Source organism: Ilumatobacter sp., assembly GCF_039969435.1.
In the GTDB taxonomy this organism is placed as follows: domain Bacteria; phylum Actinomycetota; class Acidimicrobiia; order Acidimicrobiales; family Ilumatobacteraceae; genus Ilumatobacter_A.
On sequence record NZ_JBDVNU010000009.1, the window covers coordinates 219,287 to 238,715 of the forward strand.

14 protein-coding genes are annotated in these 19,429 nt (G+C 68.3%); 11 read left to right on the forward strand and 3 right to left on the reverse strand.

Translation table 11 applies throughout. From position 1 onward, the window contains the following. The first annotated feature begins 39 nt into the window (after nucleotides 1-39). The 4 genes from ABJK40_RS05155 to ABJK40_RS05170 are packed head-to-tail and all read left to right on the forward strand — an operon-like array spanning nucleotide 40 to nucleotide 4,135. Nucleotides 40-1,575 (forward strand): hypothetical protein, encoded by a 1,536-nt coding sequence (locus ABJK40_RS05155; protein WP_348481174.1) that lies wholly within the window; start codon nucleotides 40-42, stop codon nucleotides 1,573-1,575. A 30-nt stretch (nucleotides 1,576-1,605) separates the two neighbouring features. Continuing rightward, nucleotides 1,606-2,076: a hypothetical protein gene (locus ABJK40_RS05160; RefSeq protein ID WP_348481173.1), complete on the forward strand. Its 471-nt coding sequence runs from the start codon at nucleotides 1,606-1,608 to the stop codon at nucleotides 2,074-2,076. 26 nt (nucleotides 2,077-2,102) lie between these two features. Then, nucleotides 2,103-2,972: a protein kinase gene (locus ABJK40_RS05165; RefSeq protein ID WP_348481172.1), complete on the forward strand. Its 870-nt coding sequence runs from the start codon at nucleotides 2,103-2,105 to the stop codon at nucleotides 2,970-2,972. Beyond that, entirely contained in the window at nucleotides 2,969-4,135 is a 1,167-nt protein-coding gene (locus tag ABJK40_RS05170; protein ID WP_348510179.1) for an FHA domain-containing protein, read from the forward strand. The genes ABJK40_RS05165 and ABJK40_RS05170 overlap by 4 nt, the downstream gene beginning before the upstream one ends. A gap of 94 nt (nucleotides 4,136-4,229) precedes the next feature. On the opposite strand, the gene ABJK40_RS05175 is transcribed toward ABJK40_RS05170, so the two are convergent. The 3 genes from ABJK40_RS05175 to ABJK40_RS05185 are packed head-to-tail and all read right to left on the reverse strand — an operon-like array spanning nucleotide 4,230 to nucleotide 8,727. Beyond that, complete coding sequence (locus ABJK40_RS05175; RefSeq protein WP_348482701.1) at nucleotides 4,230-5,063, reverse strand: serine/threonine-protein kinase; 834 nt, start codon at nucleotides 5,061-5,063, stop codon at nucleotides 4,230-4,232. Continuing rightward, entirely contained in the window at nucleotides 5,060-6,496 is a 1,437-nt protein-coding gene (locus ABJK40_RS05180) for a cation:proton antiporter (RefSeq protein WP_348482702.1), read from the reverse strand. The genes ABJK40_RS05175 and ABJK40_RS05180 overlap by 4 nt, the downstream gene beginning before the upstream one ends. A gap of 53 nt (nucleotides 6,497-6,549) precedes the next feature. After that, nucleotides 6,550-8,727, reverse strand: a complete 2,178-nt coding sequence (locus ABJK40_RS05185; protein WP_348482703.1) for a cation:proton antiporter — start codon at nucleotides 8,725-8,727, stop codon at nucleotides 6,550-6,552. 269 nt (nucleotides 8,728-8,996) lie between these two features. Here ABJK40_RS05185 and ABJK40_RS05190 point away from each other — a divergent pair, with 269 nt between their 5' ends. The 7 genes from ABJK40_RS05190 (at nucleotide 8,997) to ABJK40_RS05220 (ending at nucleotide 19,397) form a co-directional block, all read left to right on the forward strand. Continuing rightward, nucleotides 8,997-9,932, forward strand: coding sequence for an AAA family ATPase (locus tag ABJK40_RS05190; RefSeq protein ID WP_348482704.1), 936 nt, complete (start codon nucleotides 8,997-8,999; stop codon nucleotides 9,930-9,932). Nucleotides 9,933-9,973: 41 nt separating this feature from the next. Beyond that, complete coding sequence (gene gpmI, locus ABJK40_RS05195; RefSeq protein ID WP_348482705.1) at nucleotides 9,974-11,638, forward strand: 2,3-bisphosphoglycerate-independent phosphoglycerate mutase; 1,665 nt, start codon at nucleotides 9,974-9,976, stop codon at nucleotides 11,636-11,638. A 67-nt stretch (nucleotides 11,639-11,705) separates the two neighbouring features. Next, a complete protein-coding gene (locus ABJK40_RS05200) occupies nucleotides 11,706-13,550 on the forward strand; it encodes a hypothetical protein (RefSeq protein WP_348482706.1) in 1,845 nt (614 codons plus the stop codon). 107 nt (nucleotides 13,551-13,657) lie between these two features. Further along, the gene (locus tag ABJK40_RS05205) at nucleotides 13,658-14,083 is read left to right on the forward strand and encodes a cyclic nucleotide-binding domain-containing protein (RefSeq protein WP_348482707.1); all 426 of its coding nucleotides are present in this window, start codon (nucleotides 13,658-13,660) and stop codon (nucleotides 14,081-14,083) included. Nucleotides 14,084-14,099: 16 nt separating this feature from the next. Continuing rightward, entirely contained in the window at nucleotides 14,100-14,855 is a 756-nt protein-coding gene (locus ABJK40_RS05210) for a hypothetical protein (protein ID WP_348482708.1), read from the forward strand. Between the two features lie 84 nt (nucleotides 14,856-14,939). Continuing rightward, nucleotides 14,940-17,231, forward strand: coding sequence for a (Fe-S)-binding protein (locus tag ABJK40_RS05215; protein WP_348482709.1), 2,292 nt, complete (start codon nucleotides 14,940-14,942; stop codon nucleotides 17,229-17,231). Nucleotides 17,232-17,285: 54 nt separating this feature from the next. Further along, nucleotides 17,286-19,397 carry an alpha/beta fold hydrolase gene (locus ABJK40_RS05220; protein WP_348482710.1) on the forward strand — a complete coding sequence of 704 codons (2,112 nt, stop codon included), beginning with the start codon at nucleotides 17,286-17,288 and terminating at the stop codon, nucleotides 19,395-19,397. Nucleotides 19,398-19,429 lie beyond the last annotated feature (32 nt).

Here is a 19,429-nt window from a genome sequence, read left to right on the forward strand (position 1 = left end):
TGTTGGCAATCGTGCACACCGCATCATGAGAAGTGATTAATGTCGCCGCTTGTGGAACTCACGCGGGAACTTCTCGAATCGGCAGACTGGAGTGACGAGGACATCGCCCGGCACCAGATCCCGATCATCGACACGCCATTCGTGTCGATCGGTGGCGGGATGGGGTCGCTCGCGATGATCGACACGCTGCGCATCGCCGGTCAGCCCATCGAAGCACTGACGGTGCTGTCGGAACTCGCGGTGCCGAGTGAGACCTACGAGTACCTCGCGACCAACAGCCAGATCCCGCGGTACGAGCGACTGCGATCCGACTCCGGTTCCACGATCGACTGCATCTGGGGATGGCCCGGCTACGCCATGCGCGAGGCGGTCGCCAAGAAGAGCCTCGCGCCGGCGTACACCGTGCTCACCGAGCCGATCCTCTCCAACTACTACACGCCCCAGGCCGGCCAGGTCTACGAGTCGGTCGAGCGCGAAGCGGCGCGGATCGGGTGGGAACGGATGCTGCGTCCGGGTGTCGTGCGCACGGTTCGCCGCCGACGCCAGGGTGGATACTTCGTCATCCACACGCCGACCGACCAGCGCGGCGCCGCCCCGAACGGACCCAAGCTGCGCGTCGCCTACCGATGTCATCACGTCCACCTGGCGATCGGCTACCCCGGCATCCGCGTGCTGCCCGATCTCCAGAAGTACCGCGTGGAGCACAACGACTTCGCTCGCGTCGTCAACGCGTACGAGCCGCACCTCCACGTGTACGAGGAGATGCTCAGACGACCGTGCACCGTGCTCGTCCGCGGAGCCGGGATCGTCGGCTCCCGGGTGCTCCAACGGATCATCGACGATCGCGACAAGAACGGCGCCCAGACCCAGATCATCCACCTGTTCCGCACCTACGCCGACGGCACCGCCGGCACCAAGGCGACGTTCCGTCGACCGACGAGGAAGGGGTGGGCGTACCAGGGCTTCAACTTCGCCAAGTCGGCGTGGGGCGGCCAGTACCGCGACACGATCGTGAAGCTCGAGGGCGACGAGCGTGCGAAGTTCGTCGATGCCCTCGGCGGCACCAACACCGCAGTGCGCGACGACTGGCAGGAGCAACTCGAGCGAGGCGAGAAGCAGGGCTTCTACCGTCAGCTCGTCGGCACGGTGAAGAACGTCGAACCCGCCGGGCCGGGGAAGGGCGTGCGGACCGTCATCGTCGACGGGTCCGGACGCGAGTCGTTCATCGACTCCGACTTCGTCATCGACGCCACCGGGCTCGAAGCCGGGATCGAGGAACACCGGGTGCTCAGCGACCTGCTCGCGTACGGCGGCGCACGCAAGAACCCCAAGGGCCGCCTGGACGTCGACCGCGACTTCACCGTCCGCGGCGCGCAGTCCGGCACCGGGCGACTGTACGCGTCGGGCACCAGCACACTCGGCGGCTACTACGCCGGAGTGGACTCCTTCCTCGGGCTCCAGTACGCCGCACTGCGAATCGCCGATTCGCTCGCCGAGCACGGGTTCGGCAAGAAGATCGGTCCGCTGCGTTCCACCTCCCAATGGTGGAAATGGGCCCGGAACAAGCCGATCTGAAGCGCGAACGAGAACGAGCGGACACACGACATGACACCCACACTCTTCGGACGAATCCAGACCAGGATCATCATGATGGCGACCCTCGGCGTCGGATGGACCGCGATCATCGGCTGGCTCCTCCCTCGACCCGATGGCGTCGACCTGACGAACATGTACAAGGCGCTCTACCAGGCCGTGCTGGTCGTGGCGGTGGTCGGCGTGGTCTGGGAGCTGATCTACCACGGTCTCCAGCAGTTCCGCTGGGAGAAGGACTGGCCGATCATGTTCGGCCTCCTCCTCGCCGTCCCGGAAGGCATCGTCGCCTACCTGATCCTCGATGCCGGGCTCCCCTGGGAACAGCGGGCACCCGACGGGAACTTCCCGGTGCCGGCGTTCCTGATCATGTTCATCACGCTGTGGTTGCTCATCTGGGCGTTCACGAACGGACCGATGCGGATCTTCTCGCTGCGCTGGCGATACCGGGGTGGGCGCTTCGACACCCGGTGGGACCCGAGTTGAGCTGTCGAGCAGGGCGGTGACGGGCGATGCGCCTCGCTGACTACGAGATCATCGACGCGTCCGGCCGCGTCGGCGAGGTCGGTCACGGAATCTCCTACACCGCACGCCCACCCGCCCGGCTGGGTCTCACCGATCCGATCGTCACTCTCCGGGTGCTCGAGCAGTTCGGCTCACCCGAGGAGTTCGCACGGGTCACCAACGAACTGCGCCTCCTGCATTCGCTCCAGACGGCGCACCTCGTCGAAGTGCTCGACGCCGGCTCCGTCGACGGACGGATGTACATGGCGACGCGCCACTACCCGAGCGGAACGCTCGACGTCGCCCTGCCGGCGCTCGCCCGCTCGGCTCGCGTCGCCATCGTCGCCGACGCGGCACGCGGCGCCCACGACATGCACGAAGCCGGGGTCGCGCACCGCGACATCAACCCGACGAACATCTTCGTCGACAGGACGCGTGGCCGCCTCGCCGACCTCGCTCTCGCGCAGACCTTCGACGGCACGACCGCATCGGTCGGCGCCGGGCCGATCGGCTCCCTGCGCTTCCTCGACCCCGACCTGGTGTGGGGTGGGCGGGCCTCGCGGGCGACCGACATCTGGTCGCTCGGGATGACCCTGCACGACGTCGTGAGCGACCTCGAACCGTACGAAGGTCTGCCCACCGACGATCTGATCGCTGCGTTCCGCCACGTCGTGCAGAACCGACCGCGACTCGACCACACGCTCGAGCCGGAGCTGCTCGGTGTGATCGACCGCTGCTTCGCTCCTGTCGAACAGCGATTCGACACCGCACTCGATCTCGCCGAGGCACTCGACGACGTCAGTCGTCAGATCGCCGATGCCGAGTCTCACGCCGCTCAGGGCGGACAGAATGCTTCTTCCACGAAGGGACCTCGATGATGGACGACAACCCGTACCGCTGCCTGGTGAGCGGAGCCGACGGCTTCGTCACGGTCACACCGGCTGGGCGGGTGATCCTCACCGAGGAGGCACCCTCACTGCGCGGCGACGACCTCGACCGCATCGCCGACGAGGTGGGCGCCGATGTGGTCATGCGAACGCTCGCAGCCAACGGGGGCACCGCAGCGATGCTCGAGGAAGCCGACGGTCCGCTCCGACTCACCATGTCCGGTCGGGTGGCCGCGCTCGTCGAACTCCCCACCGCCGAATGGTTCGTCCGACCGACCGGAACCGCCGACCACACGATGCGTGTCCCCGGTGATGCGCTGCGCGTCGCGGTGGCGTTGCGCGCGACCACCCCGTCCGACGTCACGCCGAACACGGCGGCGAGTCTGTCGGCGCCGCACGGACAGGTGGCGAGCCAGTTCGTCGTGGATCTCCGCGTCGACGCCCAGCCCGATCCGACCCCGGTCGGCCTCGAGGTGGTCGACCTGTCGGTCCCCGTCGACTTCGCGCCCCAGCCGCTGCCGGTCGTCCGCCGACCGGAACCCGCGGCCCCGCCATCGGCGGCTGCGGCTGACGCGGCGGTTGCGCCAGCCGCAGCATCGACACCCGCGCCTGCGGTCGCGTCGAACCTCGCCCCCGACGCGCCCGTCGAGGCGATGTCCGACGTCGACGACGAGTCGAACTGGGTGCTCGGCATCCGGTGTCCGCTCGACCACCACAACCACCCCGACGCCGAGTACTGCGCCCACTGCGGACGCAAGATGGGGATCAACGCGACCGCGGTCTTCGTGAAGGGCCCGCGCCCGCCGCTGGGCCTCTTCCTCCTCGACGACGGCGGTGCGATCCCGATCGCCACCGACCTCCTGATCGGGCGAGATGCCACCACCCACGACGACGTGCGTGCCGGCCGCCGTCAGGCCGTGCTGCTCACCGACGCCAGCAACGTCGTGTCACGTCACCACCTGGCGATCACCCTGCACGACTGGACCGTCACGGTCGCCGACCTCGGGAGCGCGAACGGAACGCTGATCGTGAGCGCACAGAGCGGTCTCGCCGCACCGCTCGTCCCTCACCAGCCCGTGGCGATGAGCCAAGGCGATCATCTCCAGATCGGCCCGCGCTCGCTGAAGCTCCAACTGCACCACTCGGCGCGCTGACACCGCTGCCGCCCTGGCTCGGGCCTGCGAGGCCCGGGCGTCGGCGGACTCGGAGTCGACCGACACCTCGTTCGGCGTTTCGGGGTTCGAGCGTTCAGAGTTCAGCGGCGCAACGATCGAGTGCGTCGGCTGCCTCCTCGGCGGTCGCGTACCGGTCGAGCGGATCGGGTTGCAGACACGTCTCGACGACCTCGCGCACCGCCGGGGTGAGATCGGCGGAGATCTCGGGTTGCGAGGACAGCACCTTGCGGATCGCGGCGAGCGGATTGTCCGGTGGCAACGCACCGTAGACACCCACGCCGACGATCGTCCGGTGGAGCGTCGTGCCGAGTGCCCAGATGTCCGACGCCCTCGAACTCGGCGCTCCTTCGACCACGATCGGGTCCATGTACTCGACGGCGCCGATGTTGCCGAAGCCGGTGACGGTGTAGTCCGGCACGAACACCTGGGCGAGGCCGAGGTCGGCGAGCTTCCCACCGTCCTCGGTGAGCAGCACGTTCACCGGCTGGATGTCGCGGTGGGCGATCCCGTGTTCGTGGAGCGCGTGGGCCGCGCGAGCCGCACACGCCACGGCCCGCACGATCCGTCCCGTGTCGAGCTCGACCTGCGGGTCCGCCAGCGAGCCGAGCGGCAGGTACTCCATCGAGTAGAAGAGTCGGTGACCCTCCTGGCCCGCGTCGTACAGTGCGACGAGGTACGGCGACTCGACGGCAGCGAACGCACGCAGTTCGCGCGTCGCTCGACGGAACGTCTCCTCGGGCGTGCCGCTGTCGAGCACCTTGACCATCACGTGTTCGGCCTCGAGCCCCAGGCGCTGCGGTGCTCGCGCCAGGTGGAACTCACCGTTGTTGGCACGCTCGAGTCGTCGGACGAGTGCGTAGTCCGCGATGGACGTCGCGACCGGATCGGACCCGTCGGCTCCGGTCACGATGCGACCCCGCCCTCGACCGCTCCGCTCGCGACGGTGGCACCGCCCTTCCCGCTCTTGGCATCCTGCACGGCGATCGCCGCCGGGAGGAACCGGTCGAAGAGTGGGCCGGTCATCGCCGTGGTCACGAGCGCCATCAGCACGGCGCCGACCTGCATCTGGGGCGTGATGATCCTCGCGTCGAAGGCTGCGAGGGCGACGACGAGCACCAGCAGACCCCGGCAGTTCATGAGCACGCCGAGCACGTTGCCCTCCGCCCAACTCAGGCCACCGAGGCGTGCCGACAACGCACCTCCGCCCCACTTCCCGACCACGCCGGCGACCAGGAACAGGGCGATGCCCGGGAGCCAGCTCCAGCCGAGCGACGTGAAGTCGGTCCTCAGCCCGGAGAACGCCAGGAACACCGGAAGCAGCACGCTCGCCGTGACCTCCGACAGGCGGCTCGAGATCTCGCGGAACAGCAGCTTGCGAGCGGGCATCACCGCACCGGCCACGAAACCACCCACGATCACGTTGATGCCGATCCGGTCTGCAACGTACGCCGAGCCGATCGCCACGGCGACCGCGGACACGAAGAAGGTTCCGTTCAGCGCTCCGGCCTCGTCGATCTTCCGGCCGATCGGCGCCAGCAACGGCTTGACGACGAGGAACATCACGGCGAGGTAGACGGCTGTCCCGATGAACACGAGGCTGTGCCCGCCGATCGTCTTCTCGGCGTCGACGCCCTTGGCGACGGCGACGAGGATGAACATCAGCACGGTCACGATCCCCGCCGCAGCGACCCCGACGGCACCCATCGGACTCGTCGTGAGTCCCTTCTCCTGCAGGATCCGCGCCATCACCGGGAACGCGGTGACCGCGAGCATCGCAGCGAGGAACAGGGAGAACCCCAGGAGAGCGGGCAACTCGCCGTCCGGTCCTGCGAACGAGAACTTGTCGGTGTGCAACACCGGTCCGATCGCCAGACCGAGACCCAGTGGCACGAGCACGACGCCGAGCGCAACGGTGACGATGGCCGTCACCTTGCCCTTGAGCGATGCGAAGTCGAGTTCGATCCCGACGAGGAACATGAAGAACACGAGGGCGAGTTGCCCGATCAGCGACAGAACGCTCTGCGACTGCGCTGGGAACAAGCAGTTGCTGATGCTCTCGGCCCGCGGCGCGAACGCTGCGACGTCGGCTCCGACCGGGATGAACGAGCGCGAGGCGTCGCACTGCAGAACCGACCACGAGTCGGTCCATGCGAGCGTCTTCACTCCCAGGAGAGATGGTCCGAGCAGGATCCCCGCCACGATCTCCCCGACGACGCGCGGTTGGCCGAGGCGGAGCGCGAGCGCACCCATGAGGCGCGCTGCGACCAGGATCAACACCAGGCCGAACAGCACGAACGCCAGGACGAAGTCCGGTCGCAGGCCGTTGATCTCATCGATCATCTATCTCTCATTTCGCTGTGGCACGCATGCCGGTGGGTTGTTGATCACGGACTTCACGCATCGAGCGGCCGGAGTTCACCGGGCTTCTCACTCGTGTCGTCGCTCACGGTGTCGCTCGCGCTCTCGCTGCGGCCGCCGAACTCGGCGAGGACGTCGTCGATCGTGCGACCCATGTCGGGTGGAGCGAAGACGTGCAGCGTCTCGGCTGCGCCCGGGATCGGGCCCGTCGGGCGGTCCCCCGCGGCCACCACGAGACCGCGCGGCGCGACGAGCCCGCCGGATCCGGTGTCGGGCAGGGCAGCCCCCTCGACCGCGGCGTCGACACCGATCTCCCCGAGACGCTGGGCGGCCGCCTCCCACCGCCGCGAACGTGAACCGTCGACCTCGATCCTCAGCGACACGTTCCTCGATCGTGCGATGCGGACGGCGATCGCGAACGCGGCGATCGCATCGTCGCTCTCGCCGGCGAGCAGGGTCACGGTGCGATTCGCGCTGGCGTCCTCATCGGGGACACCGTGGACGACGACGGTCCGATCGAGTTCGTCGGCGGCAGCACCGGGGTCGAGGGAGTCGCCTGCGCCGAGCAGGACGAGGTCGATGTCGTTGGCTTCCGCCTGGCCGAGCAGATCGCGCGTCGGCTCGGAACTGAACCGCGTGAGCACGCGGGCGCCGATGCCGCTGTCGGTCACCTGCTGCTCCAGCACGGCCATCGCGTCCATCGATGCCGTGATGTCGGCGAGTCGGGCGCTCGTGCCCCCGAGTTCGGGTGTGCGTCCGAGTTCGACCAGGCGGCTGAGCACGATCTCCGACGGTCGCTCGTCGCCGACGATCTCGCAGCCCATCTGAACGGCTCTCGCTGCGTCGGCCGGGTCGTCGACGGCGACGAACACCCGGAACGCGTCCTCCAGTCCGAGGCTCAGCTTCTGGGCTTCGGCGACGTCGCGCGCCAGCATCCGGTCCGGGTAGAAGAGGCGCAGCGCCGGTTCGGTCAGCACGGTCGTCAGCACGGCCATCACGACGAGCATCGTGAAGAGCCGGTCGTCCAGCACACCGGCCTCGCGACCGATCGACAGGATGATCAACTCGGTCAGGCCGCGCGTGTTCATCAGGCTGCCGATGGCCGCCGCCTTGCGCCACGGCCGCACGCCCTGCGATCGGGCGGCCACGGTGGCGCCGATGAACTTCCCGGCGCACGCCGTGAGCAGGATCAGGGCCAACACTCCGAGGTCGGAGGCGCGGAGCGCACCGATGTCGACGACCAGGCCCGTGGTCACGAAGAACACCGGCAACAGCAGGATCACCGTCACCTGTTCGAGTCGTTCGAGGATCTCGAGGTTCAGGGCGTGTGCGTCGCGTCGCGGCATCATCGCGCCGAACGTGAACGCCCCGAGGATGTGGTGGATGCCGATTCCGGACGTGACGAAGGAGGCCAGGAGGAATCCGCCGATCACGATCGCCGCAAGGTTCGGCGTGAGCCGTCCGGCTCGTTGGTAGGCGGGAACCAGGCGAGCCAGCAGCGGCCGCACGACGGCGATCATCACCACGGCGAACAGGATCGAGAAGCCGATGATCTGCGGGAACTCCCACGTCAGGAACGTGCCGGACTCGACCACGGCGAGCACGACCGCGAGCAGGGCCCACGCGAGCACGTCGTCGACCGCGGCGCTCGCGAGGGTGAGCGCACCGATCTGCGTGCGGTACATGCCCCGGTCGATCATGATGCGCGCCAGAACCGGGAACGCGGTGACCGACATCGCGGCTCCGATGAACAGCGCGAAGGGGAGGATCTTCACGTCCTCACCGTCCACCACCCCGTGCGAGCGGTGCAGGTAGATCGCCAGGAGCGAGCCGAGCGCCATCGGCAGTGCGATCGAACTGATCGAGATGACGCCGGCGATGCGCTCCTTGCCCTTGATCAGCGTCCCGTCGAGTTCGAGGCCGACGATGAACATGAAGATGATCAGGCCGAGATTCGCGATGACCGTGAGGAACGGGCGGATGTCGGTCGGGAAGAACAGCTCGTCGAGGTCACCGGGGAACAGCCCGAGCAGGGTCGGGCCGAGCAGGATTCCACCGATGATCTCCCCGACGACCGGTGGCTGACGAACCAGCTTCGCGACCGCACCCGCCAGGCGGGCGACACCGATCACGATCGCGATCGCCAGGAACACACGGGAGATGACGTGCTCGTCGACGCCCTCGCCCGCGGCGAGGACCGTCGACCAGATCATCCCACGACGACCACGAGGACGGGCGCCACGGGTCGCAGAGCGAGTCGCGTGAGAACGCAGCGATGGCCAGTCGCTCGACCCTGTCGCATGTGTCCGCCTGCCCTTCCCCAGATGTCGGACGAACCGACGATGACAGGATCAGATTCTGTCAACCTCCGACCCCTTCGTCAAGCGAACGTCTGCCCGATCGGTGACGCTCCGACCGGACCGCGATCGACGGATCCGCCCCGGTCTGAGCGGGTCGACCGATGGCGCCGCATACTGGGCCGATGGCCCGAGCCCGAGATCTTGCGCGACGGGCGCGTGAGGCGTCCGAGACCGTCGGACGGCGCATCGCCGACCGACGTGACGAGGTCGGTGGGCAACGCGAACGCAGCAGTCGGACGCCCGCCGAAGTGCGTGCCGAGATCGATGCCCTGATCGGGCTCGATTCGGTCAAGGAGCAGATCGACGCGCTGAGTGCGAAGATCCGGGTGCAGCAGCAGCGCAGTGAGCACGGACTCGCTGCCATCGACTCGTCGCACCACCTCGTGTTCACCGGGAACCCGGGCACGGGCAAGACCACGGTGGCGAGGCTCGTGGCCGAGATGTTCGGTGCGCTCGACCTCGTGCAGATCGGTCACCTCGTCGAGGTCGACCGCGCCCGACTGGTCGGACAGTACGTCGGCCACACCGCCTTCAAGACCAACCGGGCGATCCGACGTGCCCTCGACGGAGTGTTGTTCATCGACGAGGCGTACGCGCTCACACCGCCCGGCCCTCGGAGCCTCGACTTCGGGAGCGAGGCGGTCGAGACGCTGATCAAGCGGATGGAGGACCGGCGCGACCGCCTGGTGGTGATCGTGGCGGGCTACCCCGACCTGATGGAGCAGTTCCTCACGTCCAACCCCGGCCTCCGGTCGCGGTTCGCACGCGAGATCACGTTCCCCGACTATTCCAACGAGGACCTCGTCGCGATCATCCGCCGGCACGCGACCGACGCCGACTACCTGATCGCTGCCGACGCCGACCCGACGCTCGTCGCGATCTTCGACCGCGCACGCCGATCGCCGGAGTTCGGCAACGCACGCCACGCACGCACCCTGTTCGAGCGCGCCACCCAACGCCAGGCGCTCCGCCTCGAACGTCACCTCGACGTCGGCCTCGACCGTGATGTGCTGCGCACCATCACCGTCGACGACCTGATCGAGGCCGCCACCCCGTGACCCACCGGTGAACCATTTGGATGGGTTCGTAGGCTGGAACGATGACGTCGAGCCTGTCGAAGCATCCGTCGTTCTCCGGTCGGCCGGGGCCCGTCCTGGTCGTGGTGGCCGACGGTGTCGGGGTGGCGCCGTCGGGCGAGAGCAACGCCGTGACCGAGGCCGACACCCCGACGCTCGATCGGCTCACCGCGTCGGAGCTGTACACCGAACTCGCCGCACACGGACCGGCGGTGGGGCTGCCGACCGACGACGACATGGGCAACTCCGAGGTCGGCCACAACGCGCTCGGCGCGGGCCGCATCTTCGCCCAGGGCGCCAAGCTCGTGAACAAGGCACTCGCCGAGGGTTCGATCTTCGACACCGACGTGTGGAAGGCAGCGGTCGAGCACGGGCGCTCCGGCACGTTGCACCTCGTCGGACTGCACTCCGACGGTGGCGTGCATTCGACCAACCAGCACCTCTACCAGCTGCTTCGCAAGGCCGCCGACCAGGGCGTGACCAGCTGCGCGGTCCACATCCTCCACGACGGGCGTGACGTCGCCGCCCGCTCCGCCCTCGAGTACATCGCGACCACCGAGAGCGAACTGGCAGGCATCAACCACGGCGGCGAGTCCGGCGAGCAGCGAGACTTCCGGATCGCGTCGGGTGGCGGACGGATGACGATCACGATGGACCGGTACGGCGCCGACTGGGCCATGGTCGAGCGCGGCTACCGGTGCCACGTGTTCGGCGAGGGTCGGCGGTTCGCCTCGGCGACCGAGGCGGTCGAGACGATGTACAGCGAGACCGACAAGGGGGACCAGTACCTCGCCCCCTTCGTGGTCGAACGCGATCTCGGCGACGGCCCCGAACCGGCGGGCACGATCGTCGACGGCGACGCCGTGATCTTCTTCAACTTCCGCGGCGACCGGGCGATCGAGATCTCCCAGGCGTTCGAGGACGACGCGTTCGACCACTTCGACCGCACCGGCCGCGACGGGCGTCCGCGCCCGGACGTGTTCTACGCGGGCATGCTCCAGTACGACGGCGACCTGCAGGTACCCACGATGTACCTCGTCGAGCCTCCGGCCATCGATCGGACGATGGGCGAGTTCCTCTGCGCCGAGGGCGTGCGGAGCTTCGCGATCAGCGAGACCCAGAAGTTCGGCCACGTCACCTACTTCTGGAACGGCAACCGGTCGGGCTACATCGACGAGACGCTCGAGACCTACGTCGAGATCCCGTCCGACAACGTCGAGTTCGACACGACCCCGGCCATGAAGGTGCGCGAGATCACCGCCGAGACCATCGACCTCCTGCGTTCGGGCGAGTACCGGTTCGGACGTCTGAACTTCCCGAGCGGCGACATGGTGGGTCACACCGGCCACCTCCGAGCCACGGTCGAGGCGATGGAGATCATCGACGAGTGCATGGCACGACTCGTGGACGTGATCGACGACCTCGGCGGTGTGCTCGTGTACACCGCCGACCACGGCAACGCCGACATCATGTTCACCGAGAGCAACGGCGCACGGTCGCCCAAGACCAGCCACACGCTCAGCCCGGTGCCGTTCGCGATCCACGATCCGAACTTCGACGGCGAGTACCACATGGTCGAGGCCGCCCCCGGACCCGCCCACGGACTCGCCAACGTGGCGGCCACGGTCCTCAACCTGCTTGGCTACGACGCCCCCGAGGACTACCTGCCGTCGCTCATCGAGTTCTGACGATCACGGTCCGGCGTGGACGTGCGGATCGACGCCGCCGCGGACTCGGCCGCGTAGCCTCCCGATGATGAGTCGGGAGGCCGAGAGCGACGCACTCGGCGAGGTGCCCGCACGGCCGTGGGCGATGTGGATCGTCGCGTTCCCGGTCCTCGTCGCAGTGGTCGCCGTCGCCGGACGCTCGTGGACACCCGCCGGTGACCTCGCCTTGCAGACCCTGCAGATCAGCGAGGTCGGCACGACGCGCACGCCGTTGACCGGCGTCTGGTCGCGGTGGGGATGGAACCATCCGGGCCCGATCCAGTTCTACGTCCTCGCTCCGTTCGCATGGGTGCTCGGGCCGACCGGCACCCTGGTCGGCACGGGGCTCCTCAACCTCGCGTCGCTCGTCGGGGCCGTCGTCGTCGGTCGACGACGCGGTGGGGCACCGATCGCCGCGGCGACCGCTGTCGTCGCGATGATCCTCGCCTCGGCCCAGGGCCCCGATCTGCTCGTCAGCATGTGGAACCCGTGGGCGGCCGTCCTGCCGTTCTTCGTCTTCCTGCTGCTCCTCTGGTCGGTCGCCGACCGAGACCTGGCGGTCCTGCCGTTCCTCGCAGCCTCCGGCTCGTTCGTCGTGCAGCAGCACGTTGGCTACGCGCCCTTCGTCGTCGTGCTCGTCACCGTCGCGTGCGTCCTCGCGTGGCGTCCGCGAACCAGGCGAGCAGCCGACGTCGACGGTTCCGAACGCTCCGACGACCACGACGATCCGCCGGAAGGACACGTCCCCGCCGAGGCGGTCGGTGATGCCCGGTGGCGTCGCCCGTTGCACCGGTACCGGTCAGCGCTCTGGACCGCCGTCGTCATCGTCGCGATGTGGCTGCCGGTGGCCATCGAGCAACTGATCCGCGACCCCGGCAACATCACCCTCTTCGCCCGCTACGCATCGTCGCCTCCCGAGCCGAGCGTGTCGTGGCGCCTCGCCGTCGACATCGTCGACTTCGAGATCGGTTTCCCCGGCGCGTGGGTGACCGGACGCGAGTTCACGGACCTCGATCCGAGCGGCTTCCCGTTCGGAGCCGTCGCCGTGATCGTGCTCGTCGTCGGACTCGCGTTCGGTGCCGCGAGGCGTCGCGCCGGGTCCGCGGTCCGTCTCGCCGTGATCGCCACCGTCGCCGCCGTCCTCGGAGTCGTCACCACCACGAGGGTCGCCGGCTATCCGTTCGACTACCTGTTCCGGTGGTGGTGGGTGATCGGCGCCGTTCTCTGGATGTCGGTCCTCACGTCGGGGCTCGCCCTGCTCCGCCACTCCCGAACCGATTCGGAAGCTGTGACACCGCGGACGCTCCTCGTCGTCGCCGGTTGCCTCGCCCTCCTGCTCGGCGTCCGGGCGCTCGACGTCGAGGCGCCGAACGCCGACTACTCGATCGTGGCCGCCGACCTCGAGGAACAACTCGACGCTCGCCTCGATCCCGACGCCAGCTACCTCTACCGCTATGCCGACGCATTCACGATCGGCTACATCCCCACGGGCGTGTTCGTGGCGCTCGACCGCTCCGGCTACGAGGTGTACGCCGACCGGGGCCGACCCGACGCGTACGACTCGTGGCACTACGCCGACCCGTCCGACGTCGACATGATCATCGACGTGATCGGCGACGACGACGCGAAGGCCGGCTTCCCCGCACCACCGGGCGGCGCGATCGTGGCGACCCACGACCCGCTCACCGCGACCCAACGGGAACGGGCCGACGACCTGTGGGGTGAAATCGTCGCGAGCGTCGGTGTCGAAGCGACGCCGAATCCGAACGTCGTCGACGACGACGATTCCCGTGCGGAACTCGCACGGCGCGGCGCCAGCGTCGAGGCACTCGACGAACTGGCCGCACTGCGAGCCGCCGGCCCGCGCTACGTCGCCTACCTCACACCGGCCTGACACCGGCCCGATGTCCGGCCTGATGTCCGGCCCGATGTCGGGTCGAGCCGACGTCCGATCCCTCGTTGATCCGGGGGCACCGACGAACGCGCGTAGTGTGATCGCCCATGGCCAGCAAGAAGCAGCACCTCGACAGCCTCTCCAAGGTGGCGCTCTTCAGCGCCTGCTCGAAGAAGGAACTGGAGAAGGTCGCCCGAGCGGGCGACGAGATCACGATGACCGCCGGGACGATGATCATCGACCAGGGCCAGACCGGTCGAGAGGCGTTCATCATCGTCGAGGGTGACGTGACCGTGAAGCGGAACAACCGCAAGGTCGCCACCCTCGGCCCGGGCAGCGTCGTCGGTGAGATGTCGTTGCTCGACAAGGGTCCCCGCACCGCCACCGTCGTGTGCGACACCGAGTGCACCCTGCTCGTGATCGACCAGCGTCGGTTCCTCGGTGTGGTCGAGGAGATCCCGGCCATCGCCTACAAGCTGCTCGCCAGCCTCGCCGGGCGCATCCGCGAGCTCGACCGCGCCTACTACGGCTGACCCGGATCGGATCGCCGTGAACTTCGTGCAACTTCCGGACGACTGGCCCACACAACGCGAGACGCTGCGACGTGTCGCGACACACGTGATCGCCCGGGCGCAGGCCGAGGTCACCGGCAACTTCGCCCTGATGCCGCTTCCCGGCGGGTTCGGCACCCCGCAGTTCGGCCCCGACCGCCAGCGCGTGCGGATGGCCGGCGGTTCGGTGTTCGTCGAGCAGATCGAAGCGGATCCCGACGGCACGTCGACCGCTCGTACCGACGTGTACACGGTCGCCGGTTCCACCGTGCGCGAGCTGTGCGAGCGGATGAGCCTCGACGTGAGCCTCGAGTTCTCCGTCGGTGAGGACACCCCGCCGCTCGGCGACGCCGACCAGATGATCGTCCTCGACTCCGACACCACCACGGTGCTCGGCGACTGGTGGGCGCTGGGTCAACGGGCGATGGACATCGCGATCGCGTCTCTCCCCGACCCGCGAGCGTCGGTCGTGCGGCTGTGGCCGGAACACTTCGACGTCGGCGTCGACCTCGATGTCGGCGCGCCCGCGCGGCCGGGTGCCCGGGTCAACCTCGGCGCATCCGCCGGTGACGACGGCCACCAGGAGCCGTACCTGTACGTCGGTCCGTGGGGGGACGAACGCCCGGGCCCTGCCGAGTTCTGGAACGCACCGTTCGGAGCGACGCTCGGGTTCGGTCACCTCGACGCCGCCGACAATCCCCTCCACGCCGCGTCCGAGTTCTTCCTCCACGGAATCGCCTACTCGCGGAGCTGAGCACCCCGCGGCCGGTGGCGACGGCCGCACTCCACCCGAAGGGTTGTGACCGCGGGAGTGACCCGCGGGTAGCTTTGGGGCCGCATGAGTAGCACTGCCCAAGCACCCCCCGAAACAGCCGACGCCGCTCCCGGGGCGCGGGTCAAACCGCACCAGCTGGCGCTCGTCCTGTTCACCGCCATCGCGATCTTCACGGTGATCTCGGGCATCATCCCCCAGATCACCGGGTGGGAGAACGACAACGCCGTGCACCGCACGGTGTTCGTCAACATCCCGGGCCCGCTCCAGATCGCGTTCTACACGATCATCCCGGTGCTGCTCGTGTGGGTCGCCGTCATGTTCGCGAACCGGATGAAGAACTGGGAGCGTGGTGCCCCCGCCCAACGCCGGACCACCACCAAGAACGCCGCCCAGCGACTGAAGGACTTCCGCGCCGGCGTCTACATGCAGACGCTGTTGCGCGATGCCGGTGCCGGCCTCATGCACTCGATGATCTACTTCGGATTCCTCGGGCTGCTCGGTGTGACCACCGTGCTCGAGATCGACCACCAGTTGCCGCCGGCACTCAAGTTCCTCCACGGCGACGTCTACCGCGGCTACGTCGCCTTCGGCGACACCGTCGGCCTGATCTTCCTCGGCGGCGTGGTGTGGGCGATCGGCCGGCGCTACATCCAGCGGCCGTACCGCATCCGCATCAAGTCCAAGCCCGAGCACGCCGTCATCCTCGGCACGTTCTTCGTGCTCGGCGTCTCCGGCTTCGGCGCCGAGATGTTCCGCATCGCCCTCGAGGGTCAGACCCGCGACGTCGACTACGAACGCTGGAGCTACGTCGGATACCCGCTCTCGACCCTCGTCGACGGAATGGGTACGGGAGCACTCGAGACGTGGCACCAGTGGTGGTGGGTCGCCCACGTGGTGAGCTTCATCGTGTTCCTCGCGATCCTGCCGATCACGATGCTGCGCCACATGTTCACGTCGCCGATCAACATGTACCTCAAGGACAAGGACCGTCCGAAGGGCGCGATGCGCCCGATGCCGAACCTGATGGAGACCGAACTCGAATCGTTCGGCGCCTCGGTCGTGGAGGACTTCACCTGGAAACAGTTGCTCGACCTCGACGCCTGCACCATGTGTGGTCGCTGCACGTCCGTGTGCCCCGCGCACGCCACCGGCAAGCCGCTCGACCCGCGCGAGATCGTGCTGAAGGCGGGCGAAGTGATGGCCGCCACCGGCACGCCCGCCGTGTCGCCGCCGCTCGGCACCGTGCCCGAGGTCAGGGTCACGGCCAACTCGCTGTTCGAGCGGATCACCGCCGAGGAACTGTGGGCCTGTACCACCTGCAAGGCATGTGACGAGATCTGCCCGGTCAACATCGAGATCACCGACAAGATCTTCGACATGCGGCGCTACCTGTCGCTGATGGAGTCGAACTTCCCCGCGGAACTGGGCAACGCCTACCGGGCGATGGAGAACCAGGGCAACCCGTGGGGGCTCAACCAGGGCGAGCGCGCCGACTGGGCCGAGGGCATCGACGGCGTGTCGATCGTCGACCCGGGCGAGGCGCTGCAGTCCGAGTACCTGTACTGGGTCGGTTGCGCCGGTTCGTTCGACGACAAGAACAAGAAGGTCACCCAGGCCATGGCGAACCTGCTCCGTCGGGCCGGCATCGACGTGTCGATCCTCGGACCGTCGGAGATGTGCACCGGCGACTCTGCTCGTCGGTCCGGCAACGAGTACCTGTTCCAGATGCTCGCCCAACCCAACGTCGAGATGCTCAACGGCATGGGCGTGAAGAAGATCATCACGCAGTGCCCGCACTGCTTCAACACACTCCTCAACGAGTATCCGCAGATCGGCGGCAACTACGAGGTCGTGCACCACACACAGCTCCTCGAACAGCTCATCGACTCGGGGCAACTCGACGTGAGCCAGGCGTCGCTCGACGAGCGGATCACCTACCACGACTCGTGCTACCTCGGTCGCCACAACGACGTCTACGTCGCGCCTCGCAAGATCGTCGCGTCGATCAAGGGCGTCGAAGTCGTCGAGATGCAGCGCAACGGCACGAAGGGAATGTGCTGCGGCGCCGGAGGGGCGCGCATGTGGATGGAGGAGACCACGGGCACGAAGGTGAACGACGAGCGGGCCGCCGAAGCCCTCTCGACGGGAGCGTCACGCGTCGCCACCGCCTGCCCGTTCTGCTACATCATGATGGACGACGGCGTGAAGGGTGCGGGGGTCGAGGACGATCAGGTCAAGGTCGCCGACATCGCGATCCACCTCGTCGATGCACTCGAAGCCGGCGAGGCCGAGTTCCACGCGGCCAACACCCCGTTCGTCGATGTCGAGAAGAACACCCCCGTCGCGGGCGCCTGACCGACCGGGGAAACCGACTGGCCGACCGCGAGTCGGCCTGGTAGAGATGGGGCCATGACCGGCTCGCTCTTCCAGGACCTCGACGCCTTCGTGGCCAGCCCCCGCATCGGCGGGTTGCAGACGTCCCCCGACGGCGAGCGCCTCGTCGTGTCCGTGCAGACCCTGAACGCCGAGGGGACGGGCTACGTCGCCTCGCTGTGGGAACTCGATCCCAGCGCGACCGGCGAGCCGCGCCGTCTCACACGCGGCTCCACGAGTGAGTCGGTGGCGGCGTTCACGCCCGACGGAGAGTTGCTCTTCACCGCCAAGCGCCCCGTTCCCGCGACCCCGAAGTCCACGAACGCCGACGACTCCGACGACGAACCTGACGCAGCGGACGGGTCGGGAGCGTCCGGTGCAGAGGACGATTCGGCGGCACTGTGGTTGCTCCCACGTTCCGGAGAGGCGCGCTGCATCCTGAGCCGCTCGGGTGGCATCGGTGACGTGGTCGTGGCGGCGGACACGGGCGCGACGTTCCTCACCGCCCCCACGTTCGCCTCGACCGCAACGGACCATCCCCGATCCGACGACCGCACGGCGAAGGGCCGCTCGGAGTCGAAGGTGTCGGCGATCCTGCACGACCGCTACCCGGTGCGCAACTGGGACCACGACCTGGGCCCGGTCGCCGATCGGTTGTACACCGCCGACCCCGTGCGACCGTCGGTCTCGGCCGACGGTGCCGACGCCCGACTGGCACTGCGTGACCTGACCGGCCACGTGTCGGGAGCGATCGGCGACGACGCGAGCTTCGAGGTGTCGGCGGACGGCTCGGTGGTCGTGAGCGACTGGATCGTTCCCGAGACCGCGGCGAGCGAGCGAGCCGCCGTGGTGCGCATCGACACCGAGACGTGCGAGCGGACGCTCATCGCCGACGACCCCGACCGCGAATACGAGTCGCCACGGCTCAGCCCCGACGGCTCGACGGTGGCAATGATCGGTTCCGACCGATCCACCCCCGAACGCTCCCCCGACGTCGGCATCGCGCTCGTTGCGATCGACGGGAGCGACCTGCGCACCGTCGCGGACGACTGGGACCTCTGGCCGACCGACCTGCGCTGGACTCCCGACGGGAAGGGTCTCGTCGTGTCGGTCGACGAGGGCGGGAGGGGTCCCCTGTACCTGGTCGACGTCGAATCGGGTGAACGTCGCCGCATCACCACCGACGACGCGACGTACTCCGACCATCGGGTGTCACCCGACGGCGGCACGATCTTCGCTCTGAGAGCAACCGTCGGAGAGCCGCCTCACCCCGTGCGGATCTCCCTCAGCGACGGCGCCGTCACGAGGATTCCGTCGCCCGTCTCCTCGCCGGAACTCCCGGGGCATCTCGTCGAGGTCACCGCCACGGCCGACGACGGAACGAGCCTGCGGGCGTGGTTGGCCCTCCCGCACGTCGCGTCACCCGACGCTCCGGCGCCTCTGCTGTTGTGGATCCACGGTGGTCCGCTCAACTCGTGGAACGCCTGGTCGTGGCGTTGGAACCCGTGGACCGCCGTCGCCCGCGGCTATGCGGTGCTGCTCCCCGACCCGGCGCTGTCGACCGGCTACGGCCGCGACTTCATCCAGCGTGGGTGGGGTGCATGGGGTGACGCACCGTTCACCGATCTGATGCGTCTCACGGACGCAACGGTCGAGCGCGACGACATCGACGCGTCGCGCACCGCAGCGATGGGTGGGTCGTTCGGTGGCTACATGGCCAACTGGGTCGCAGGCCACACCGACCGCTTCGACGCGATCGTCACCCACGCCAGCCTGTGGGCGCTCGACCAGTTCGGACCGACGACGGACGCCGCCTACTACTGGGCACGCGAGATGACCGCCGAGATGACCGAGGCGAACTCGCCGCACCACCATCTCGACGCCATCTCGACGCCGATGCTCGTCGTCCACGGCGACCACGACTACCGGGTCCCGATCGGCGAAGGATTGCGGCTCTGGTACGAGCTCGTCCGCCACTCCGCCGACGAGAACGGCGTCACGCCACATCGTTTCCTGTACTTCCCCGACGAGAACCACTGGATCCTGTCGCCGAACAACTCGCGCGCCTGGTACGCCACGATCTTCGCCTTCCTGGCCCAGCACGTGCTCGGCAGCGACTGGGAGCAGCCCGACGAACTCCGGTCGTGACAGGCGCGCTGCCGACTCGGTCGCGGGATTCG

Coding starts and splice junctions, on each gene's coding strand:
- ABJK40_RS05155 (WP_348481174.1), top strand. CDS start 40: ATGTCGCCGCTTGTGGAACTCACGCGGGAACTTCTCGAATCGGCAGAC.
- ABJK40_RS05160 (WP_348481173.1), top strand. CDS start 1,606: ATGACACCCACACTCTTCGGACGAATCCAGACCAGGATCATCATGATG.
- ABJK40_RS05165 (WP_348481172.1), top strand. CDS start 2,103: ATGCGCCTCGCTGACTACGAGATCATCGACGCGTCCGGCCGCGTCGGC.
- ABJK40_RS05170 (WP_348510179.1), top strand. CDS start 2,969: ATGATGGACGACAACCCGTACCGCTGCCTGGTGAGCGGAGCCGACGGC.
- ABJK40_RS05180 (WP_348482702.1), bottom strand. CDS start 6,496: ATGATCGATGAGATCAACGGCCTGCGACCGGACTTCGTCCTGGCGTTC.
- ABJK40_RS05185 (WP_348482703.1), bottom strand. CDS start 8,727: ATGATCTGGTCGACGGTCCTCGCCGCGGGCGAGGGCGTCGACGAGCAC.
- ABJK40_RS05190 (WP_348482704.1), top strand. CDS start 8,997: ATGGCCCGAGCCCGAGATCTTGCGCGACGGGCGCGTGAGGCGTCCGAG.
- gpmI (WP_348482705.1), top strand. CDS start 9,974: ATGACGTCGAGCCTGTCGAAGCATCCGTCGTTCTCCGGTCGGCCGGGG.
- ABJK40_RS05200 (WP_348482706.1), top strand. CDS start 11,706: ATGAGTCGGGAGGCCGAGAGCGACGCACTCGGCGAGGTGCCCGCACGG.
- ABJK40_RS05205 (WP_348482707.1), top strand. CDS start 13,658: ATGGCCAGCAAGAAGCAGCACCTCGACAGCCTCTCCAAGGTGGCGCTC.
- ABJK40_RS05215 (WP_348482709.1), top strand. CDS start 14,940: ATGAGTAGCACTGCCCAAGCACCCCCCGAAACAGCCGACGCCGCTCCC.
- ABJK40_RS05220 (WP_348482710.1), top strand. CDS start 17,286: ATGACCGGCTCGCTCTTCCAGGACCTCGACGCCTTCGTGGCCAGCCCC.